General features: G+C 65.8%; 19 protein-coding genes. 8 read left to right on the plus strand and 11 right to left on the minus strand.

Annotation, left to right across the window (positions count from 1 at the left end; genetic code table 11):
* Positions 1-236 precede the first annotated feature (236 nt).
* From L3N39_RS16280 to ahbB (L3N39_RS16315), 8 genes are read left to right on the plus strand one after another with little or no spacing between them, the layout of a single operon-like run.
* The gene (locus L3N39_RS16280; RefSeq protein WP_237258512.1) at positions 237-1949 is read left to right on the plus strand and encodes a nitrite reductase; all 1713 of its coding nucleotides are present in this window, start codon (positions 237-239) and stop codon (positions 1947-1949) included.
* A gap of 53 nt (positions 1950-2002) precedes the next feature.
* Positions 2003-2317, plus strand: coding sequence for a c-type cytochrome (locus L3N39_RS16285; protein WP_237258513.1), 315 nt, complete (start codon positions 2003-2005; stop codon positions 2315-2317).
* Between the two features lie 17 nt (positions 2318-2334).
* Positions 2335-2673, plus strand: a complete 339-nt coding sequence (locus L3N39_RS16290; protein WP_237258514.1) for a c-type cytochrome — start codon at positions 2335-2337, stop codon at positions 2671-2673.
* Positions 2670-3851 (plus strand): cytochrome D1 domain-containing protein, encoded by a 1182-nt coding sequence (locus L3N39_RS16295; protein WP_237258515.1) that lies wholly within the window; start codon positions 2670-2672, stop codon positions 3849-3851. Before L3N39_RS16290 ends, L3N39_RS16295 begins: the two co-directional genes overlap by 4 nt.
* A 1-nt stretch (position 3852) precedes the next feature.
* Complete coding sequence (locus L3N39_RS16300; protein ID WP_237258516.1) at positions 3853-4311, plus strand: Lrp/AsnC family transcriptional regulator; 459 nt, start codon at positions 3853-3855, stop codon at positions 4309-4311.
* Positions 4308-4817 carry a siroheme decarboxylase subunit beta gene (ahbB, locus tag L3N39_RS16305; RefSeq protein WP_237258517.1) on the plus strand — a complete coding sequence of 170 codons (510 nt, stop codon included), beginning with the start codon at positions 4308-4310 and terminating at the stop codon, positions 4815-4817. Before L3N39_RS16300 ends, ahbB (L3N39_RS16305) begins: the two co-directional genes overlap by 4 nt.
* On the plus strand, positions 4810-5253 hold the full coding sequence (locus L3N39_RS16310) for an Lrp/AsnC family transcriptional regulator (protein WP_237258518.1): 444 nt from the start codon (positions 4810-4812) through the stop codon (positions 5251-5253). The genes ahbB (L3N39_RS16305) and L3N39_RS16310 overlap by 8 nt, the downstream gene beginning before the upstream one ends.
* The gene (gene ahbB, locus L3N39_RS16315) at positions 5228-5743 is read left to right on the plus strand and encodes a siroheme decarboxylase subunit beta (protein ID WP_237258519.1); all 516 of its coding nucleotides are present in this window, start codon (positions 5228-5230) and stop codon (positions 5741-5743) included. Before L3N39_RS16310 ends, ahbB (L3N39_RS16315) begins: the two co-directional genes overlap by 26 nt.
* A gap of 153 nt (positions 5744-5896) precedes the next feature.
* On the opposite strand, the gene L3N39_RS16320 is transcribed toward ahbB (L3N39_RS16315), so the two are convergent.
* The 11 genes from L3N39_RS16320 to L3N39_RS16370 all read right to left on the minus strand — a co-directional run bounded on the left by L3N39_RS16320 (position 5897) and on the right by L3N39_RS16370 (position 17252).
* Positions 5897-7165, minus strand: a complete 1269-nt coding sequence (locus tag L3N39_RS16320; protein ID WP_237258520.1) for a carbohydrate porin — start codon at positions 7163-7165, stop codon at positions 5897-5899.
* A 112-nt stretch (positions 7166-7277) separates the two neighbouring features.
* Positions 7278-9410, minus strand: a complete 2133-nt coding sequence (locus L3N39_RS16325) for a PQQ-dependent dehydrogenase, methanol/ethanol family (protein ID WP_237258521.1) — start codon at positions 9408-9410, stop codon at positions 7278-7280.
* 214 nt (positions 9411-9624) lie between these two features.
* Positions 9625-10176 carry a VOC family protein gene (locus L3N39_RS16330; protein WP_237258522.1) on the minus strand — a complete coding sequence of 184 codons (552 nt, stop codon included), beginning with the start codon at positions 10174-10176 and terminating at the stop codon, positions 9625-9627.
* Positions 10177-10252: 76 nt separating this feature from the next.
* The gene (locus L3N39_RS16335) at positions 10253-10993 is read right to left on the minus strand and encodes a lipoate--protein ligase family protein (RefSeq protein WP_043221373.1); all 741 of its coding nucleotides are present in this window, start codon (positions 10991-10993) and stop codon (positions 10253-10255) included.
* Positions 10990-11706: a 2-oxo acid dehydrogenase subunit E2 gene (locus tag L3N39_RS16340; RefSeq protein WP_237258523.1), complete on the minus strand. Its 717-nt coding sequence runs from the start codon at positions 11704-11706 to the stop codon at positions 10990-10992. The genes L3N39_RS16335 and L3N39_RS16340 overlap by 4 nt, the downstream gene beginning before the upstream one ends.
* Before the next feature lie 2 nt (positions 11707-11708).
* Positions 11709-11942, minus strand: coding sequence for a lipoyl domain-containing protein (locus tag L3N39_RS16345; protein WP_041106711.1), 234 nt, complete (start codon positions 11940-11942; stop codon positions 11709-11711).
* A gap of 5 nt (positions 11943-11947) precedes the next feature.
* Positions 11948-12970: an alpha-ketoacid dehydrogenase subunit beta gene (locus L3N39_RS16350; protein WP_237258524.1), complete on the minus strand. Its 1023-nt coding sequence runs from the start codon at positions 12968-12970 to the stop codon at positions 11948-11950.
* 13 nt (positions 12971-12983) lie between these two features.
* Positions 12984-14054, minus strand: coding sequence for a 2,3-butanediol dehydrogenase (locus L3N39_RS16355; protein WP_237258686.1), 1071 nt, complete (start codon positions 14052-14054; stop codon positions 12984-12986).
* Positions 14055-14103: 49 nt separating this feature from the next.
* On the minus strand, positions 14104-15093 hold the full coding sequence (locus L3N39_RS16360; RefSeq protein ID WP_237258525.1) for a thiamine pyrophosphate-dependent dehydrogenase E1 component subunit alpha: 990 nt from the start codon (positions 15091-15093) through the stop codon (positions 14104-14106).
* Between the two features lie 23 nt (positions 15094-15116).
* The gene (locus L3N39_RS16365; protein WP_237258526.1) at positions 15117-16694 is read right to left on the minus strand and encodes a GMC family oxidoreductase; all 1578 of its coding nucleotides are present in this window, start codon (positions 16692-16694) and stop codon (positions 15117-15119) included.
* Between the two features lie 54 nt (positions 16695-16748).
* Entirely contained in the window at positions 16749-17252 is a 504-nt protein-coding gene (locus L3N39_RS16370) for a gluconate 2-dehydrogenase subunit 3 family protein (protein WP_237258527.1), read from the minus strand.
* Between the last annotated feature and the right edge of the window lie 317 nt (positions 17253-17569).

Here is a 17569-nt window from a genome sequence, read left to right on the forward strand (position 1 = left end):
TGGTCAAGTGCGACCGCGGTGCCGCTGCCATTCAATGCCGGCAACCGGCGCAACGCGCGCCATCCCCCGCGACAAGGCGTCACGGCAGGTGGGTACGGGGGGGTCTCTTGATTGTCGTCAAGCGCTGCCCGAATCGGCCCCTCATAGGATGCAATCGCACCACAAGTACCCGGGAACTGCTGCATCGCCGTCATTTAAGTACGAATCGCACGAAGCGATTCAGAGGGGATAACAGTATGAGAAAACCACTTCTGGCCGGATTCGTCGCCGGCTTCTCGTTGCTCGCGCTAGGCATCGCTCAGGCGCAGGACAAACCCGAAGAAAAGGCCGAGGCTGCCTACAAGAGCCAGGCCTCGGCCGTCGATCCTGCCAGCGCACAGGTCGTGCACTCGCCGGGCGCGCCGGACCTGACTGCCGCCGAATTCGAACAGGCCAAGGAAATCTACTTCCAGCGCTGCGCCGGCTGCCACGGCGTGCTGCGCAAGGGCGCGACCGGCAAGCCGCTGACGCCGGACATCACCCAGGAACGCGGCCAGGCCTACCTGGAAGCGCTGATCACCTACGGCTCGCCGGCCGGCATGCCCAACTGGGGTACGTCCAACGCGCTGACCAAGGACCAGATCACGCTGATGGCCAAGTACATCCAGCACACCCCGCCGACCCCGCCGGAGTGGGGCCTGGCCGAGATGAAGAATTCCTGGAAGGTGCTGGTCAAGCCCGAGGATCGTCCGAAGAAGCAGATGAACGATCTGAACCTGCCGAACCTGTTCTCCGTCACCCTGCGTGACGACGGCAAGATCGCGCTGGTCGACGGTGACAGCAAGAAGATCGTCAAGACCATCGAGACCGGCTACGCGGTGCACATCTCGCGCATGTCCGCCTCGGGCCGCTACCTGTTCGTCATCGGCCGCGACGCCAAGATCGACATGATCGACCTCTGGGCCAAGGAGCCGGTGAAGGTCGCCGAGATCAAGGTCGGCATCGAGGCCCGCTCGGTGGAAACCTCCAAGTACAAGGGCTACGAGGACAAGTTCGCGATCGCCGGTTCCTACTGGCCGCCACAGTTCACCATCATGGACGGCGAGACCCTGGAGCCCAAGCAGATCGTCTCCACCCGCGGCATGACCGTCGGCACCCAGGAATACCACCCCGAACCGCGCGTGGCGGCGATCATCGCCTCCCACGAGCACCCGGAGTTCATCGTCAACGTCAAGGAAACCGGCAAGGTCATGCTGGTGAACTACGAGGATATCGACAACCTCTCGTTCACCACCATCGGCACCGCGCCGTTCCTGCATGACGGCGGCTGGGACGTCAGCCACCGCTACTTCATGACGGCAGCGAACAACTCCAACAAGGTCGCGGTGATCGACTCCAAGGACCGCAAGATGGCGGCGCTGGTCGACGTCGGCAAGATCCCGCACCCCGGCCGCGGCGCCAACTTCGTGCACCCGACCTACGGTCCGGTGTGGGCCACCAGCCACCTGGGTGACGAGACCATCTCGCTGATCGGCACCGACCCGGACAAGCATCCGAAGAATGCCTGGAAAGTGGTCGAGACCCTCAAGGGTCAGGGCGGTGGTTCGCTGTTCATCAAGACCCACCCGAAGTCCAAGCACCTGTACCTGGACACCACCTTCCATCCTGATGCCAAGGTCAGCCAGTCGGCGGCCGTGTTCGACATCAACAACCTGGCGGCCGGCTACAAGGTGCTGCCGATCGGTGAGTGGTCGGGCCTGAAGGGCGGTGCCCAGCGCGTCGTGCAGCCGGAGTACAACAAGGCTGGCGACGAGGTCTGGTTCTCCGTATGGAACGGCCAGGAAGAGGAATCGGCGATCGTCGTGGTCGACGACAAGACCCTGGAACTCAAAACAGTGATCCGGGACAAGAGGCTGATCACCCCGACCGGTAAATTCAACGTCCACAACACTCAGTACGACGTTTACTGAGCCAATCCGGGGCGGGCTCCGGCCCGTCCCACCCTAGCCTTGAGGAAGTTCTCATGAAGAAAGTTCTGCTCCCGCTGCTCGCCCTGGGCGGCGCGCTCGCCCTGCAGCCGGCACTGGCCCAGGATGGCGAGGCGCTGTTCAAGAGCAAGCCCTGCGCGGCCTGCCACAGCATCGACGCCAAACTGGTCGGCCCGGCTTTCAAGGAAGTCGCCGCCAAGTACGCCGGCCAGGACGGTGCCGCCGACACCCTGGCGCTGCACATCAAGAATGGCAGCCAGGGCGTCTGGGGGCCGATCCCGATGCCGCCGAACCCGGTGACCGAAGAAGAGGCCAAGACGCTGGCCAACTGGGTCCTGAGCCAGAAGTAAGCGTCCCGGAGGGCGTCATGAAAGTGTCCCGACAAATAGCAAGACGTCCGGGGCTCGCTCTGGCGTCCCTTCTCCTGATTCCCGCTGCGCTGGCCGAGCCCTCGGCCCAACGTCAGGCGCAGCTGGAACACCTGCTCCAGCAGGACTGTGGCTCCTGCCACGGCCTGCGCATGACCGGCGGCCTCGGCCCGGCACTCACCCTCGACGCGCTGGCCGGCAAACCCCGCCAATCCCTGATCGCCACCGTGACCCACGGCCGCCCCGGCACCGCCATGCCTGGCTGGAAGGCCCTGCTCGACGAGCAGGATGTCGCCTGGCTGGTCGACCTGCTGCTCGAAGGATATCCCAAGCCATGATCCGCCCGACCCTGCTTGCCGCCGCGGCCAGCCTGCTGCTCGCCGCCTGCGCCCACCAACCGCCGCTGCGCGGCACCGGCGACCTCGGCGTGGTGGTCGAGCGCGCCACCGGCAGCCTGCAGATCATCGAGACCAGCGGGCGCAGCAGCCTGGCGCGCATCGAAGGGCTTGGCGACCTGTCGCACGCCTCGGTGGTGTTCTCCCGCGACGAGCGCTTCGCCTATGTGTTCGGCCGCGACGGCGGGCTGACCAAGGTCGACCTGCTCGAGCAGCGCATCGACAGGCGCGTGGTGCAGGGCGGCAACAGCATCGGCGGGGCGATCAGCCAGGACGGCACCCTGATCGCCGTCGGCAACTACGAGCCTGGCGGGGTCAAGGTGTTCGATGCCGTGACGCTGGAGCTGGTCGCCGACATCCCGGCCACGCCGCTGGCCGACGGCAACCGCAACTCGCGGGTGGTCGGCGTACTCGACGCGCCCGGGCGGCGCTTCATCTACAGCCTGTTCGACACCCACGAGACCTGGCTGCTGGACTTCAGCCAGGGCAACACGCCCGCCATCACCCGCTTCGACGACATCGGCCAGCAGCCCTACGACGCGCTGCTGACCCCCGACGGCCGCTACTACGTCGCCGGCCTGTTCGGCGAGGACGGCATGGGCAAGATCGACCTCTGGCACCCCGAACGCGGTGTCGAGCGCATTCTCGACGGCTACGGCCGCGGCCAGGAAAAGCTGCCGGTCTACAAGATGCCGCACCTGGAAGGCTGGACCGTGGCTGGCAACCAGACCTTCGTTCCGGCGATCGGCCAGCACCGTGTGCTGGTGATGGATTCGCAGAGCTGGAAGCAGACCGACGCCATCGACGTCGCCGGCCAGCCGGTGTTCGTCATGGCGCGGCCCGACGCGCGGCAGATCTGGGTCAACTTCGCCTACCCGGACAACGGCAAGGTGCAGGTGATCGACAGCGAGACCCACGAGATCATCGCCGACCTGGAGCCAGGCCCGGCGGTGCTGCACATGGAATTCACCGCGCGCGGCGACCAGCTCTGGCTGTCGGTGCGCGACGGCAACGAGGTCCAGGTCTGGGACCCGTACCGGCTGCAGCTGCTCGAGCGCCTGCCGGCCGAGAGCCCGAGCGGCATCTTCCTCACCAGCCGTGCCCACGAGACGGGACTCTGACATGCACCTCGACGCCCTCAGCCGCCGCCTGATCGACCGCTTCCAGCACGGCATGCCGCTGTGCGCCGAGCCCTACCGCGCCATGGCCGAGGAGCTTGGCTGCGCCGAGACCGAGGTGCTCGCCTGCCTGCAGCAGCTGGAGGCCGGTGGCGGGTTGTCACGCATCGGCCCGGTGTTCGAACACAGCCGCGCGGGTGCCAGCACCCTGGTGGCGCTGGCCGTGCCGCCGGTCCGGCTGGAGGCGGTCGCCGAGCGCATCAACCGCTTCCCCGAGGTCAACCACAACTACCTGCGCGAGCATCGCTACAACCTCTGGTTCGTGCTCACCGGCCCGGATCGCGCGCACCTCGACCGCGTCCTCGCCGAGATCGAGGCCGACACCGGCCTGGTGCCGCTGGACCTGCCGATGCAGAGCGCCTACCGCATCGACCTGGGCTTCCCGCTGGGAGACTTGCCATGACCCTCACGCTCGATCATCCGCAGGCGCTGCAACTGCGCCGCCTGCTCGAGGCCGGCCTGCCGCTGGTGTCGCGCCCCTACGCCTGGCTCGCCGAACAGCTCGGCGCCAGCGAGGACGCAGTGCTCGAGCAGGTCCGCCAGTGGAACGAGGGCGGCCTGTTCCGCCGCGTCGGCGTGGTGCTCAAGCACCGCGCGCTGGGTTACCGGGCCAACGCCATGCTGGTGCTGGACGTGCCGGATGCAGCGGTCGACGCCATCGGCCGCCAGCTCGGCGCCGCGCCGGGGGTCAACCTCTGCTACCAGCGTCCGCGGCGCTTGCCGCAGTGGCGCTACAACCTGTTCTGCATGGTCCACGGTCGCGAGCGCGAGCAGGTCGAGCGGCAGATCGAGCGCCTGCTCGCCGAGCAGGGGCTGAGTGAGCTGCCGCACCAACTGCTGTTCAGCACCCGCGCGTTCAAGCAGTGCGGCGGCCGCTTCGCTCCGCCGGCGGAGCGCGCCCATGGATGAACTCGATCGCCAGCTGATCAATCGTCTGCAACATGGCCTGCCGCTGGTGCGCCAGCCCTGGGAGGCGCTGGCCGAGGAACTCGGCAGCAACTCCGCGACCCTGCGCGCGCGGGTGCAGGCGCTGCTCGATGACGGCACCCTGACCCGCTTCGGCCCGATGTTCGACATCGAGCGCCTCGGCGGAGCCTTCACCCTGGCCGCCTTGTCGGTTCCGGAGGAGCGCTTCGATGAGGTCGCCGCCGTGCTCGAGGCGATGCCGGAGGTGGCGCACAACTACCGCCGCGAGCATGCCTGGAACATGTGGTTCGTGCTCGGCTGCGCGACACCCGAGGGGATCGCCGAGACCATCGCGCGGATCGAGGCAGAGACCGGGCTGGCGGTACTCAACCTGCCGAAGGAGGAGACCTATCATGTCGGATTGCATTTCGCCGTCTGACCTGGCCCTGGCGCAGCGCCTGGTAGCGCTCACCGAGGCTGGCCTGCCGCTGGTCGAGGACCCCTGGGCCTGGCTGGCCGACGAGCTGGGGATCGAGGTGGACGAGGCGCTGGCGTTGCTGCAGCGCTTGCAGGCCAGCGGCGCGATCCGCCGCATCGCCGCGGTGCCCAACCACTACCGGCTGGGCTACCGGCACAACGGCATGACCGTCTGGGACGTCGACGATGCCGAGATCGAACGGCTCGGTGCGCTGATCGGTGCGCAGCCGTTCGTCAGCCACTGCTACCGCCGTCCGCGCCAGGATGGCTGGCGCTACAACCTGTTCGCCATGGTCCATGGGCGCAGCGCCGACTACATCGAGGCCTACCGCAACCAGATCCGCGCGCTGCTGGGCAACGCCTGCCGCGCCGATGAGATGCTGGTCTCCAGCCGCATCCTGAAGAAGACCGGCCTGCGCATCGCCGCCGGGCGCGCGGGCGCTGGCCGGTAGGTGGGCGCGCACGGCCGACTCACTTTCCGGTGCACCCGGCGCACCCTACGAAGCGCCGGGCGCACGGGGGCTGGCTGGTAGGGGGGCGCACGCACCGTCGTCCCCTTACGGCGGGCGTGTGCTGGCCCGCTCTCGTTTCCCGCACCCATCCGATCAGAAGCTGACCACCGTCTTCAGCCCCAGGACCACCACGTCTTCCGCCTCGTCGAAGCCGCCGGGCCGATGGAAGTACTGGATGTTCGGCGTCAGCGAAATCGCCGGCGTCAGGGCGACGCGGTAGTAGAGCTCGGCCGGGTATTCGACGTCTGGCACCGGCTCGCTCTGTTCGCGCAGGCGCCGGCGGGCGTCGTCGTTGATTTCCAGGCGCCCGAGGCCCAGGCCTAGCTCGTCGTTCGGCCGCGCGGCGAACGGCGCGGAGAGGAAGGCGCCGACCTGCCAGATGCGCTCGATGTAGGTCACGCCCGGGTCGGACTGGATGAAGTTGGCGAACAGCTTCAACTGTCGCTCGGCCACCGCGCTGCTCTGCCAGACCTGCTGCTCGGCCATCAGGTAGCCGCCCGTGGCGTGGTCGTGCTCGGCGGCCGCGGCACCGGAAAGCGACATGGGCCGGCCGGCACCGTCGCGGTAGAGGTCTTCGAAGTCACCGGTGTTGCGCCACAGGCCCAGGCGATAGGCGCCGGGTTGCCCGCCCAGGGTTGGCGTCCAGCCCAGTTCGGCGACCGCGTGATAGCCGGTGGTGCCCGACGGGCTGCCGAAGTTCAGGCCCTGCTCACGCTCGGTGAAGCGCGGGTTGACCTGGTAAAACGCAGTCTGCATCGACCATTTTTCGTTCAGCTGGTAGCGCGCGGTAGCGCCCCATTGGCTGATCGGCCAAGTGTACCAGTTGGGTGTGACATAGCCGGGCACCGTGCCGCAGAAACCGAGGTTCTGGAACGGGCAGGCGAAGGGGTAGATGTCCCCGCTCATGGGCAGCCGGCCGAGCTTGACCAGTAGGCGGTCCTCGAGCAGCGCCTGCTGGTAATAGAACTGCACCAGCCGGGTGGTGCTGCCATAGCCGTAGATTTCCTGCGGCTGCAGCAATACGCCGAGGTCGGCCTCGGCGTTGAGGTTCTCGCCGTTGCGGTTGGTCAGCGTGAAGTGCAGGCCGGCGCCGGACCAGCCCAGCAGTTTGTCCAGGTCCAGCGCGGCGTCGAACATCACCTGGTCGGCGTAGGTGCCGGTGTGGTCATCGCCGCCCTGCGTGTTCCAGGCCAGCTCGTTGACGTAGGTGATCTGCAGGCCGACCCCGGCCTCATGCAGGCGGGTGCGGTTGCCGTCCCAGTCGCCGAACAGGAACTGCTCGGGTGAATAGTCCGCCGCGTGGGCAGAAGTGAACAGGCAGGCGGCGAGAACGCCGCTGCCGAAGCGCAGGCTTGTTGTCATTGTTCTGATCCTTTGGGATGTAACGGTGCGCGTGCGTTTCTGCTATTGGTAACGCCTGGCTATCCAGGCGTTACCGGCTCAACTGTTTGGTTGGTGATCGAAAGTTGCCGGCCTAATGTCCGCCACCAGACTTCACGCCGTCATGCGCTTGCCGGCGCACGAAGTGGCGAATGCTCTCCAGCTCGGCATCCGTCAAATCCGGGAACTTGGGCATGCCGTTGGCGAGCAACGCCCCACCGCGCACAACACGCTCAAAGGCTTTTTCGTTGCCCGAGAGCAGGATTGGCGACTCCCGCAGATCGGGCGCTTTCATCCCCGCGACCGCGCCGGCGCCATGGCAGCCGACACAGAGGTTTTCCGCAAAAGCACCCGCGCCGGCTTCCGCTTTCTTGGCGTCGACCTTGAACTTCTCGTCGATGATGGGCTTGGCCAGTTGCGGTGCAGGCTGTTTGGGGATGACCGCTTTTCCGTCGAGCGAGAAGGTCATGATCCGGCGTTCATGCACACCGTATTTCCAGCCATGGCTTTCGAAACCCAGCTCACCGTTACCGCCGAAGTTGGAGGCCAGCGCCCCACCCGGGCCGACCAGCAGGGACACCATCTGCTTGCCGTCCAGCTTGTAGGTAATCGGTGGCGCGGAGATGCCAAGGCCCACGTCATAGGACCAGAGCTCGTCGCCGGTGCGCGCATCGTAGGCCTTGAACAGGCCGTCAGGCTGACCCTGGAAAACCAGGTTGCCGGCCGTGGTCAGGGTGCCACCACCCCATGGGCTCTTCTGGTTGACTTGCCACACGCGCTTGTTCTTGACCGGGTCCCAGGCCTGCAAGGAACCGCGAGTTTCATGCGGGTCCTTGGTCAACTCCCAGCCGGTCAGGCCCAGATAGAGTTTGTGGCTCGCCATCTTGTGGCCAGGCTTGGTGTTCTTGCCATCGTCCTTGAAGGTATTGCCCAGATGGTTGGTGGGGATAAAGGCAAGATTCAACTCGGGGTTATAGGACATCGCGTGCCACGAGTGAGCGCCGAATGCCGAAGGGTAGATATTCTTCTCGCCATCGGGGTATCTGGCGTCCTTGGCGACAATATGGCGTTGCTCTTTCAGGTCGTAGCGGGGTGACCAGTTGGCGTCGGCAAATTTCTCGGCCGACAGTACCTTGCCGTTCGAGCGGTCGATTGTGTAGAAGAAGCCGTTCTTCGGCGCATGCAATACCGCATCGACATCCTTGCCGTCGATTTTCAGGTCGGCCAGCACGATGTCCATGTTCGAGTTGTAGTCCCAGGTATCGCCGGGTGCCGTCTGAACGTGCCATTTGTACTTGCCGGTATCCGCATCTACCGCCACGACCGAACACAGGAACAGGTTGTCGCCGCCCTCCGGGCTACGCACCTTGATGTTCCATGGGCCACCGTTGCCGGTGCCAAAGATGAGCTGGTTGTACTTGGCGTCGTATGTCCAGCCGTGCCAGGCATTGCCGCCGCCGCCGTTTTCCCACCACCGGCCGCTCCAGGTTTTGGCCGCCATTGCCTGAGCAGGGTCCTCGAACCCATCGGCAGGGTTGCCGGGCACGATATAGAAGCGCCAGATCTGTTTGCCGGTTTCGGCGTCATAGGCCGTGACATAGCCGCGCATCGGGCCGAGTTCCGTTCCGCCGTTACCGACGAATACCTTGCCATCGAAGGCCTTGGGATGGCCGGTGATATTCAAGGGTTGGTCGTGATCGAAGGTGCGGGTTTGCCAGACTTCCTTGCCGTCTTTTCGGTTGATCGCGATCAGGCGGCCATCCCAGGTGGCGATGAACAACTTGTCGCCATAGGTCGAAAGGCCGCGGCTATGTTTCCAGAAGACCTTCTTCATGTTGTTGTCGAGAATTTCTTTGGAAACCTGCGGATCGTATTCCCAGAGCTTCTTGCCGGTGCGGGCATCGAATGCGCGCGTTCTGTTCATTTCGCCCACGTAATACATGACGCCATCGACGACCAGGGGCGTCCCGACCATATCGGATCGATCCGGAAGAGGGGCGTACCATTCGGGTTTCAGCTGGCTGACATTGTCTACGTTGATGTCTTTCAGCGGGCTGAACCGCTGTTCGGAGTGCGTTCGCCCATAAGCCAGCCAGTCAGCGGTGTTTGATTCATCGGACAATTCCTTGTCGGTAATCATCCGGTCCGATGCGTACAGCGGTGTAGCTGATAAAACCGAAGCTGCGATAACAAGCTGTGCCGTTAGATATGATTTCTTAGGTTTCATTATTGTTATTCCTTTATTGGCTTTTGTTGCAGGTATGCCTTGAGCGGACGAGTGCCGTTAAAGCGTTAACTGCTCTTCTTGATTCGCTTGTGATTTACAACGGCGCATACAAGCTGTGCGCTGATGTCGCTGTTCTAGTTATTTCTTGTCGGGTTATTGGCCCTGGCCAGCATTAGGGCCCGGCTGCGGCATGCGCTCGGCTGGTCGCCCCCGTTCAGCGCGCCGGGTGGCGCGGGTCCCAGAGCAGGCGATTGCGGCCCTGTTCGTAGGCCATGCCGTCGGGAAAGCTGACCAGCTCCAGCTGCAGGCCCCAGGGGGCGAGGAAGTACACCCAGGTCAGGCCCTTGCCTGGCCCCTCGGTGAAGGTCGAGGGCTCGCCGAGGACGCGGATGCCGCGTTCCCTGAGGAAGGCCACCGCGGCGTCCATGTCGTCCACGTAGAACGCCAGGTGGTGGCCGCCGATGTCGCTGTTCTTCGGTGGCGTGTCGGCCTGGTCCGGTGCCGAATACTCGAACACCTCGAGATTGGTGCCGTTGCCGCAGCGCAGCATCTGGAAGTTGCGGATCACCGCACGCGGATGGACGTTGAGGTGCTCGTGCATCCAGTCATCGTCGAAGGCGAAGGTGCCGAGTTCGAAGAACGGCTCGCAGCCGAGCACCTCGCAGAAGAAGCTCACCGCTTCCTCGAGGTTGGGCACGGTCAGGCCGAAGTGCTGGATGCCGCGCTGGCCGGGCAGGCTGCCCTTGGGCGGGGTGGGGTGGCTCATGGGGGTTTCCTCCAGTGCCAAGGCAGGCGGGCTGCCGACTTGTTGTTGTGTACGCAAAGGAAGTACGGGCGCCGGCTCAGGGCAGGACGCGGGGCGGCGATGCGGCGCGTGCGCCGATTTCCAGCCCGTGCCAGCCGAGCACGCGGCGATAGTGCTCGGGCAGCTGTTCAGCCTCCGACCAGGCCGCGCGGAGTCGCTCGGCCAAGGCCAGGTGGCGGTCCGCGCCGCAACGCAGGTCGCTGGCGCAGGCGTGATAGAAGCGGTTGACGACTTCGGCCATGTGCTCGCGCCAGTCGTCGATCAGCACCGCGGCGTGGGCCAGCACCACCGGGCGGCCGTCGCGGCTGCGTCGCCAACGCTGCGCGGTGCCGGCGACCTTGCGGCCCTCCAGGGTCAGGTTGAAGCGGCCATCGCAGAAGGCCCCCGGAACGCTGGCGCAACCGGGTTTCAGCTCGTGCTCGGCGAGCCACACGGCAAGCGGTTCGAGCAGCCGCTCGTAAGCACTGTCGATCCGCCGGCCCTCGTCGTCGCCGGCCGGCAGGGCATAGGCGAGGGCGACATTGAGTACCGCGGGCGACTGCGGCACCGGCTCGCCGCCGGTGTCGCGCAGCAGGATCGGCCAGCCCTGGGCCGCGCAGCGCCCCGAGGCCAATGCGAAGCCCGGCCGGCGCTCGAAGCTTTTCGGCATCACCAGCGCCTGCCCGGTCGGCCGCCAGAGCAGCAGCTGGCTGTCGAACAGGCCGTCGCAGACGCGCTGCAGCAGCGCTCGCTCGGCGTCCAGGCCCGCCGCGACGGTGAAGCGGGCGATGCCGTTCATGCGGCCTCCCCCTCGATGCGCCGACACAGGTCGTCGAGAAAGTCCGCCGCCGGCGCACCGTTCACCGCACGGTGGTCGAAGGTCAGCGACAGGCCCATCCACTCGACCTCCACCAGCTCGCCGCTGGGCCCCAGTTCCAGCCTTCGCTGAATGCCGCCGACGCCGAGAATCGCCACCTGCGGCGGGTTGAGCACCGGGGTGAAGTGGTGCACCCGCGACAGCCCCAGGTTGGAGACGGTGAAGGTGGCGCCGGTCAGCTCCTTGACCGACAGCTTGCCGGCCAGGGCCTTGTCCGCCAGGGCCTTGCGCGCCTGGTACAGGCCTTCGCCGTCGAGCCGGTCGGCATCGAACAGCGCCGGGGCGACCAGCAGGTCGCCGGGCAGGGGGATGGCGAGGCCCAGGTGCACGGCGGCGTGGTGCTCGATCACCTCGCCGTCGAGGGTGGCGTTGAGGCCCGGATGGGCCTTGAGCGTCTCGATCACCTTGAGCAGCAGCAGGTCCTGCACGGACACCGCGCTGCCCTCGGCCTTCAGCTCAGCGCGGCGGGTTTTCAGCGCATCCAGCCGGCATTCGGCGTGGTGGGTCAGCTGCGCGGTGGTCTGCAGGCTTTCGAGCATCTTCGCCGCGATCATCTTTCGCATGCCTTTGAGCGGTACCCGTTCGGGCACCCGGACGGGTGCACGCTCGGCAGGCAGTGTTTGCAGTTGGGTCATGGCTATTCCACCTGGGCGATGGTCGCGCCCTTGGCGATCACCGCGTCTTCTTCCTCGAGAATCTTCAGCACGCCGGCCACCGGCGCCTCGATCTCGAACTGGGCCTTTTCCGACATGATCTCGGCGACCAGGTCGCCCGCGGCCACTTCGGCGCCGTCGCTGACCAGCCAGGAGGTGATCACCGCTTCGGCGTCGCCTTCCCAGAGGTCGTCTGCAATCACGATGGGGGTACTCATAAACGTCATTCCTTATGCATGGCGTGATAGGCGGCCACGATCTTGTCCGCGCTGGGCAGGGCCCATTGCTCCATGACCGGGGTGAAGGGGATGGGGATGTCGGGGAAGGCCACCCGTTGCGGGCGGGCCTTGAGCATGCCGATGTCGTGCTCGACCACGCTGGCGATGATTTCGCCGCTGACGCCGAAGCTGTGGTAGTCCTCGTCGATCACGATCAGCCGGCCGGTTTTCTTCACCGAGGCGATGACGTGCTCGCGGTCCAGCGGCACCAGGCTGCGCAGGTCGATGACCTCGGCGCTGACACCGTCCTTCTCAAGCGTCGCGGCGGCGCGCAGGGCGTGATGCACGCCGGCGCCAAGGCTGACCAGGCTGACGTCGCGGCCTTCGCGCACGGTCTTGGCCTTGCCGATCTCGACGATGTAGGGCTCGTCGGGCACCGGCACCGTCGCGCCTTTCTCCGTGCCCAGCCAGCCCATGCCCTGCAGCGCCTTGTGGAAGAGGTAGACCACCGGGTTGTCGTCACGGATGGCCGCGGTCATCAGGCCCTTGGCGTCGTAAGCATTGCTCGGCACCACCACCTTCATGCCCGGCAGGTGGGCGAAGGTGCCGTAGAGGCACTGCGAATGCTGGGCGGCGTCCGAGTAGCCGGCGCCGGTGGAGGCCATCAGCACCATCGGCACCGGCACCTTGCCTCCGGAGAAGTAGGTGTTCTTGGCCATCAGGTTGTAGATGGCGTCCATGCAGACGCCGAAGAAGTCGACGAACATCAGCTCGACGATCGGCCGCATGCCGTCCGAGGCGGCACCCACGGCGGCGCCGATGAAGGCCGTTTCGGAGATTGGCGTGTCGCGGATGCGCTCCTTGCCGAACTCTTCATAAAGGCCACGGGTGTTACCGAACACGCCGCCGAGCTGGCCGATGTCCTCGCCCATCACGAACACTTTCGGGTCCAGGCGCATCTCCTGGGCCACGGCTTCGGCCATGGCGCGGGCGACGGTGAGCTTTCTCTCTTTTACGGCTGTGGTCATGGTGGTCTCCTGCTCAGCCGGCCAGTGCGCTGGGGCTGACGATGATCTTGACGTTGCGGTCCTTGTGGTTGGCCAGCTCCTCGAAGCCCTGCTCGAGGATGCTGTCCAGCCCGATGCGCCCGGTGATCAGTGGGGTGACGTCCATGCGGCCGTCGGCGATCAGGGCGATGACATCGGCGAATTCGCCGGCATAGGCCAGCGAGCCGATCACCTGCTTCTCGGTGGCGACGATCTCGAAGAAGTTGAATTCAGAGGGCTCTTCGAAGATGCCCACCATCACGCAGCGCCCGGCCTTGCGGATCACGTCGATGGCGAGCTTGGCGGTGGCCTTGTGGCCGATGCACTCGAAGGAGGTGTCGGCGCCGTAGCCGCCGGTGAGCGCCTTGATCTCGGCGATGGCGTCGCACTCGCTGGGGTCGATGACCCGCGTGGCGCCGACTTCCAGCGCCTTGGCCTTGCGCGCGGCGGACATCTCCAGGGCGATCACCTGGCCGGCGCCGGCAGCCTTGGCGCACATGATGGTGCACAGGCCGATGGTGCCGGCACCGACCACCACAACCGTCTCGCCGAGCAGGCTGCCGGCCTTCTTCACCGCGTGCATGCCGACCGCCAACGGTTCGATCAGCGCGCCGGCCTCCAGCGGAAAGCCTTTGGGCAGGCGGTAGAGCAGTTCGGCGGGTACGTTGACGAATTCGGCGAAGGCGCCGTTGTTCATCAGACCCGTGAAGGCCAGCTGCTCGCAGAGGTTGTACTGTCCGGTCTTGCAGAAACGGCACTGGCCGCAGTGCTGGCAGGCATCGGCAGCGACCTTGTCGCCCGGTGCGTAACCCTCGACGCCATCACCGGTGGCGACGATCTCGCCGCAGAACTCGTGGCCGAGGATGCACTGGCCCTTGATGCCGGTGAGCGGGTGCGGCGCGTCCACCGGGATGAACACCGGGCCGGCGAGGTATTCGTGCAGGTCGGAACCGCAGATGCCGCACCAGTGCACGCGAATCTGCACCCAGCCCGGTTGCGGCGCGCCGGGCAGCGGCACCTGTTCCAGGCGGATGTCCTTGCGACCGTGCCAGACGGCGGCGGTCATGGTGGCTTGGCTGTTCATGGGGTGTTCCTCGTGTTGTTGTCGGGCGGGCTCACACGAACACTTGCTCGAGCGCTTCTTCCGGCCGCGGGTACGGGCTTTCGCGGGCGAACTGCACGGCTTCATCGATGCGCCCGCGGGCACGCGCCGCGATGTCCTCGGCCTGCGTCTCGCTCATCACGCCTTCGTCGATCAGGCGCTGGCGGTAGCCGGGAATCGGGTCCTTTTTCATCAGGCCGTCCTTCTCGCCCTCGGGGCGGTAGGTTTCGCCGTCGCCCATGAAGTGGCCGGCCAGGCGATAGGTCTCGATCTCGATGAGGGTCGGGCCGCCACCGGCACGGGCGCGCTCGATGGCTTCGCCGGCCGCGCGGAACACGCCGTCCGGGTCGTTGTTCTCGACGAAGACACCGGGCATTCCGTAGGCCGCGGCGCGCACGTGGTGCTGCTTGATGCAGGTGGCGCTGGCCTTGGCCACCGAGATGCCCCAGGCGTTGTCCTCGATGACGAACACCACCGGCAGCTTCCACAGCGCGGCGAGGTTCAGCGTTTCGTGGAATGCGCCCTGGTTGGCCGCACCCTCGCCGATGAAGGACACGGCCACCCCGGGCTTGCCCTGCATCTGCCGCGACAATGCGGCGCCGACGGCCGGGCCCATGCCTTCGGCGATGATCCCCGAGCAGGAGAAATTCACCCGGCCATCGAACAGGTGCATATGGCCGCCGCGCCCGCCGGAAAGCCCGGTGGCCTTGCCGAAGATTTCGGCCATCATCTCGTTGAGGTCGACGCCCTTGGCCACGGCGATGTGGTGCGGGCGGTGGGTGGCGGTGACGATGTCACCGGCCTCGAGGTGCGCACAGACGCCTACCGCGCAGGGCTCCTGGCCGTTGGAGAGGTGCATCTCGCCGGGAATCGGCCCCTTGGCCATATTGAACACCGGCGTCTTGCCTTCCATGTAGATGCGCTCGATGGATTCCTCCATGTAGCGGCTGGTCAGCATCTGTTCGTACATCCACAGGCGCTGCGAGGGGGTGGGCTGGGTCATGGTCGACTCCCTTGTAGTAGTGGTCAGATCGCGCGTTCGTTGAGCAGTCGGCCGATCTGGTCGGCCTGGCGCAGGGCCAGCGCGACGATGGTGAGGGTGGGGTTCTGCCCGCCGCTGGTGGTGAACTGGCTGCCGTCGGAGACGAACAGGTTGGGGATGTCGTGGCTCTGGCCCCACTTGTTCACCACGCCATCGCGGGCCTTGGCGCTCATGCGGTTGGTGCCCATGTTGTGACTGGCCGGGTAGGGCGGCAGCTCGATCACCTCGGTGGCGCCGGCGGCCTCGTAGCACTTGGCGGTGGCGGCGACGCCGTGCTTGCGCATGGCGGCATCCATCGGGTGATCGCTCTTGGTCACCACCGGGATCGGCAGGCCGTACTGGTCCTTCTCGGTGGCGTGCAGGGTGATGCGGTTGCTTTCCAGCGGCAGGTCTTCACCGCACAGCCAGACGCCAGACATGTGGTTGTACTTTTCCATCCGCGAGGCGAACTGGCGGCCCCAGCCCTTGGGCGTCGGGTCGAGGAAGGCGGAGAGGAAGGGCAGGCCGAGGGCGAGGATTTCCAGGCGGTAACCGCCGACGAAACCGCGCGACGGATCGTTGTACGACTCATCGGAGATCACCCCGGCGCAGGTGGTGCCGCGGTGCATGTTCACCGGCTTGGGCATCACCGCGAAGATCCCGGCGGTGGTGTGGGTCATGTAGTTCCTGCCGACCTGGCCGGAGGAGTTGGCCAGCCCGTCGGGGAACATCGAAGAAGCGGAGTTGAGCAGCAGGCGCGGCGACTCGATGGAGTTGCCGGCCACGCAGACCACCCGGGCCTTCTGCCGCTGGATGGTGCCCTGGGCGTCGGCGTAGACCACGCCGTTCACCTTGCCCTTGGCGTCGTGCTCGATGCGCAGCACCATCGACTGCGGCCGTACCTCGCAGTAGCCGCTGGCTTCGGCGCGCGGGATGTCGGTGTAAAGCGTCGACCACTTTGCGCCCATCTTGCAGCCCTGCATGCAGAAGCCGATCTGCTGGCAGGCGGCGCGGTCGTCGTAGGGCTCGGTGTTGATCGCCATCGGCCCGGAGAGAATCTCCTTGTAGCCGACCCGCTTGGCGCCGGTGGCCAGCACCTTGAAGGAGTTGTGCCAGGGGTGATAGGCCATGCCGGTGCTCGGCCCGGTCACGCCCATGTGCTTCTCGGCCTTCTCGTACCAGGGCGCCATTTCTTCGAGCGTCACCGGCCAGTCGAGCAGGTTGGCGCCGGCGATATCGCCGTTGATGCTCTGCATCTTGAATTCGAAGTCACGAAAGCGCAGGGCGATGCCGGCCCAGTGCACCGTGCTGCCGCCGACGCCCTTGACGATCCAGGCGGGCAGGGTCGGGTTGTTCTCGGTCAGGTGCCAGCCACCGGCGGCCTGGCGCTTGTCGAGCCAGGAGATCTTCTTGAACATCGCCCACTCGTCGTTCTCGATGTCCTCCAGCGTGTGCCGCTTGCCCGCCTCGAGCACTACGCTGCGAATCTTCTGTTTGGCCAGCGCGTTGGCCAGCGTGCCGCCGCCAGCGCCGGAGCCAATGATCACCACGACGCCATCGTCGTCCTGGGCAAAAGTTGCCATGGGTCTTCCTCGTCTTGTTCTTGTTGTGGGCCCGCCGGGTGGGCAGGGGACCGCTCAGAGCCAGTCCAGGTCGTTGAAGCCGCGGTTGACGTAGCCGCCGTATTGCCACGACGAGCCCTCGTAGCCGAACAGCGGAAACAGCGCCTTGTTGTCGTACAGGCCGAACATCAGGTTGCTGCGCACGGCCTTGAAGAACGGCGTGCGCTCGACCTCGGTCAGCAGGGCGACGCGCTGCGCTTCGTCGAGCGTCTCGAATGGACGGTCATGGGCCTTGAGCGCGCGCCGGTCGAGGTCCTCGAGGCCGTCGGCGACCAGCTTCGGCTGTTCCTTGACCAGCTCGGCCAGCGGACGGGCGTAATGCGCGTCGTCGATGAAGTCGTGGGGAAATACGTCGCGGCCCATGCGCAGCAGCCCGGCGGGCAGCTCTGGCAGGGCCTCGTCGGCCAGCAGGCGCACGGGAATCAGTTGCGCCAGGCTGAAGGCCAGTGCGGACTGGCCGGTCAGGGATAGAAAGCGTCGGCGACTGAGGGCGCCTTTATGGCAGGCTGGATCTTGCATGGCTCAGCTCCTGATTTATTGCCGGAGCCTGAGAAAAAGTGCAGGCGCCTGGCGTTCTTGTTATGCGGGGGCTTGTTCCGCAAGAGTGCAGGAGCAGGGCGCGTGCCAACTTTAGAGATGGCCTTATTAGTTGGCTAACATATTGATATACAAGCATATATTCGTTGAAGAGTGCGGAGCTGTAATCGGAGTGTAAAACGCCCCGAGCTTTACACCTGTAACGTCGCTGTAAAGCGCTTTACAACTTGGATGCCTCTTTTAAGCGGTGGCATGTTCCAAAGTTGAACTTCCCAGCCGGATGCATTGGTTTATGCTGG

The sequence above is a fragment of the Pseudomonas oligotrophica genome (genome assembly GCF_021726475.1).
GTDB lineage: Bacteria > Pseudomonadota > Gammaproteobacteria > Pseudomonadales > Pseudomonadaceae > Stutzerimonas > Stutzerimonas oligotrophica.

Coding starts and splice junctions, on each gene's coding strand:
- L3N39_RS16280 (WP_237258512.1), top strand. CDS start 237: ATGAGAAAACCACTTCTGGCCGGATTCGTCGCCGGCTTCTCGTTGCTC.
- L3N39_RS16285 (WP_237258513.1), top strand. CDS start 2,003: ATGAAGAAAGTTCTGCTCCCGCTGCTCGCCCTGGGCGGCGCGCTCGCC.
- L3N39_RS16290 (WP_237258514.1), top strand. CDS start 2,335: ATGAAAGTGTCCCGACAAATAGCAAGACGTCCGGGGCTCGCTCTGGCG.
- L3N39_RS16295 (WP_237258515.1), top strand. CDS start 2,670: ATGATCCGCCCGACCCTGCTTGCCGCCGCGGCCAGCCTGCTGCTCGCC.
- L3N39_RS16300 (WP_237258516.1), top strand. CDS start 3,853: ATGCACCTCGACGCCCTCAGCCGCCGCCTGATCGACCGCTTCCAGCAC.
- ahbB (WP_237258517.1), top strand. CDS start 4,308: ATGACCCTCACGCTCGATCATCCGCAGGCGCTGCAACTGCGCCGCCTG.
- L3N39_RS16310 (WP_237258518.1), top strand. CDS start 4,810: ATGGATGAACTCGATCGCCAGCTGATCAATCGTCTGCAACATGGCCTG.
- ahbB (WP_237258519.1), top strand. CDS start 5,228: ATGTCGGATTGCATTTCGCCGTCTGACCTGGCCCTGGCGCAGCGCCTG.
- L3N39_RS16320 (WP_237258520.1), bottom strand. CDS start 7,165: ATGACAACAAGCCTGCGCTTCGGCAGCGGCGTTCTCGCCGCCTGCCTG.
- L3N39_RS16325 (WP_237258521.1), bottom strand. CDS start 9,410: ATGAAACCTAAGAAATCATATCTAACGGCACAGCTTGTTATCGCAGCT.
- L3N39_RS16330 (WP_237258522.1), bottom strand. CDS start 10,176: ATGAGCCACCCCACCCCGCCCAAGGGCAGCCTGCCCGGCCAGCGCGGC.
- L3N39_RS16335 (WP_043221373.1), bottom strand. CDS start 10,993: ATGAACGGCATCGCCCGCTTCACCGTCGCGGCGGGCCTGGACGCCGAG.
- L3N39_RS16340 (WP_237258523.1), bottom strand. CDS start 11,706: ATGACCCAACTGCAAACACTGCCTGCCGAGCGTGCACCCGTCCGGGTG.
- L3N39_RS16345 (WP_041106711.1), bottom strand. CDS start 11,942: ATGAGTACCCCCATCGTGATTGCAGACGACCTCTGGGAAGGCGACGCC.
- L3N39_RS16350 (WP_237258524.1), bottom strand. CDS start 12,970: ATGACCACAGCCGTAAAAGAGAGAAAGCTCACCGTCGCCCGCGCCATG.
- L3N39_RS16355 (WP_237258686.1), bottom strand. CDS start 14,054: ATGACCGCCGCCGTCTGGCACGGTCGCAAGGACATCCGCCTGGAACAG.
- L3N39_RS16360 (WP_237258525.1), bottom strand. CDS start 15,093: ATGACCCAGCCCACCCCCTCGCAGCGCCTGTGGATGTACGAACAGATG.
- L3N39_RS16365 (WP_237258526.1), bottom strand. CDS start 16,694: ATGGCAACTTTTGCCCAGGACGACGATGGCGTCGTGGTGATCATTGGC.
- L3N39_RS16370 (WP_237258527.1), bottom strand. CDS start 17,252: ATGCAAGATCCAGCCTGCCATAAAGGCGCCCTCAGTCGCCGACGCTTT.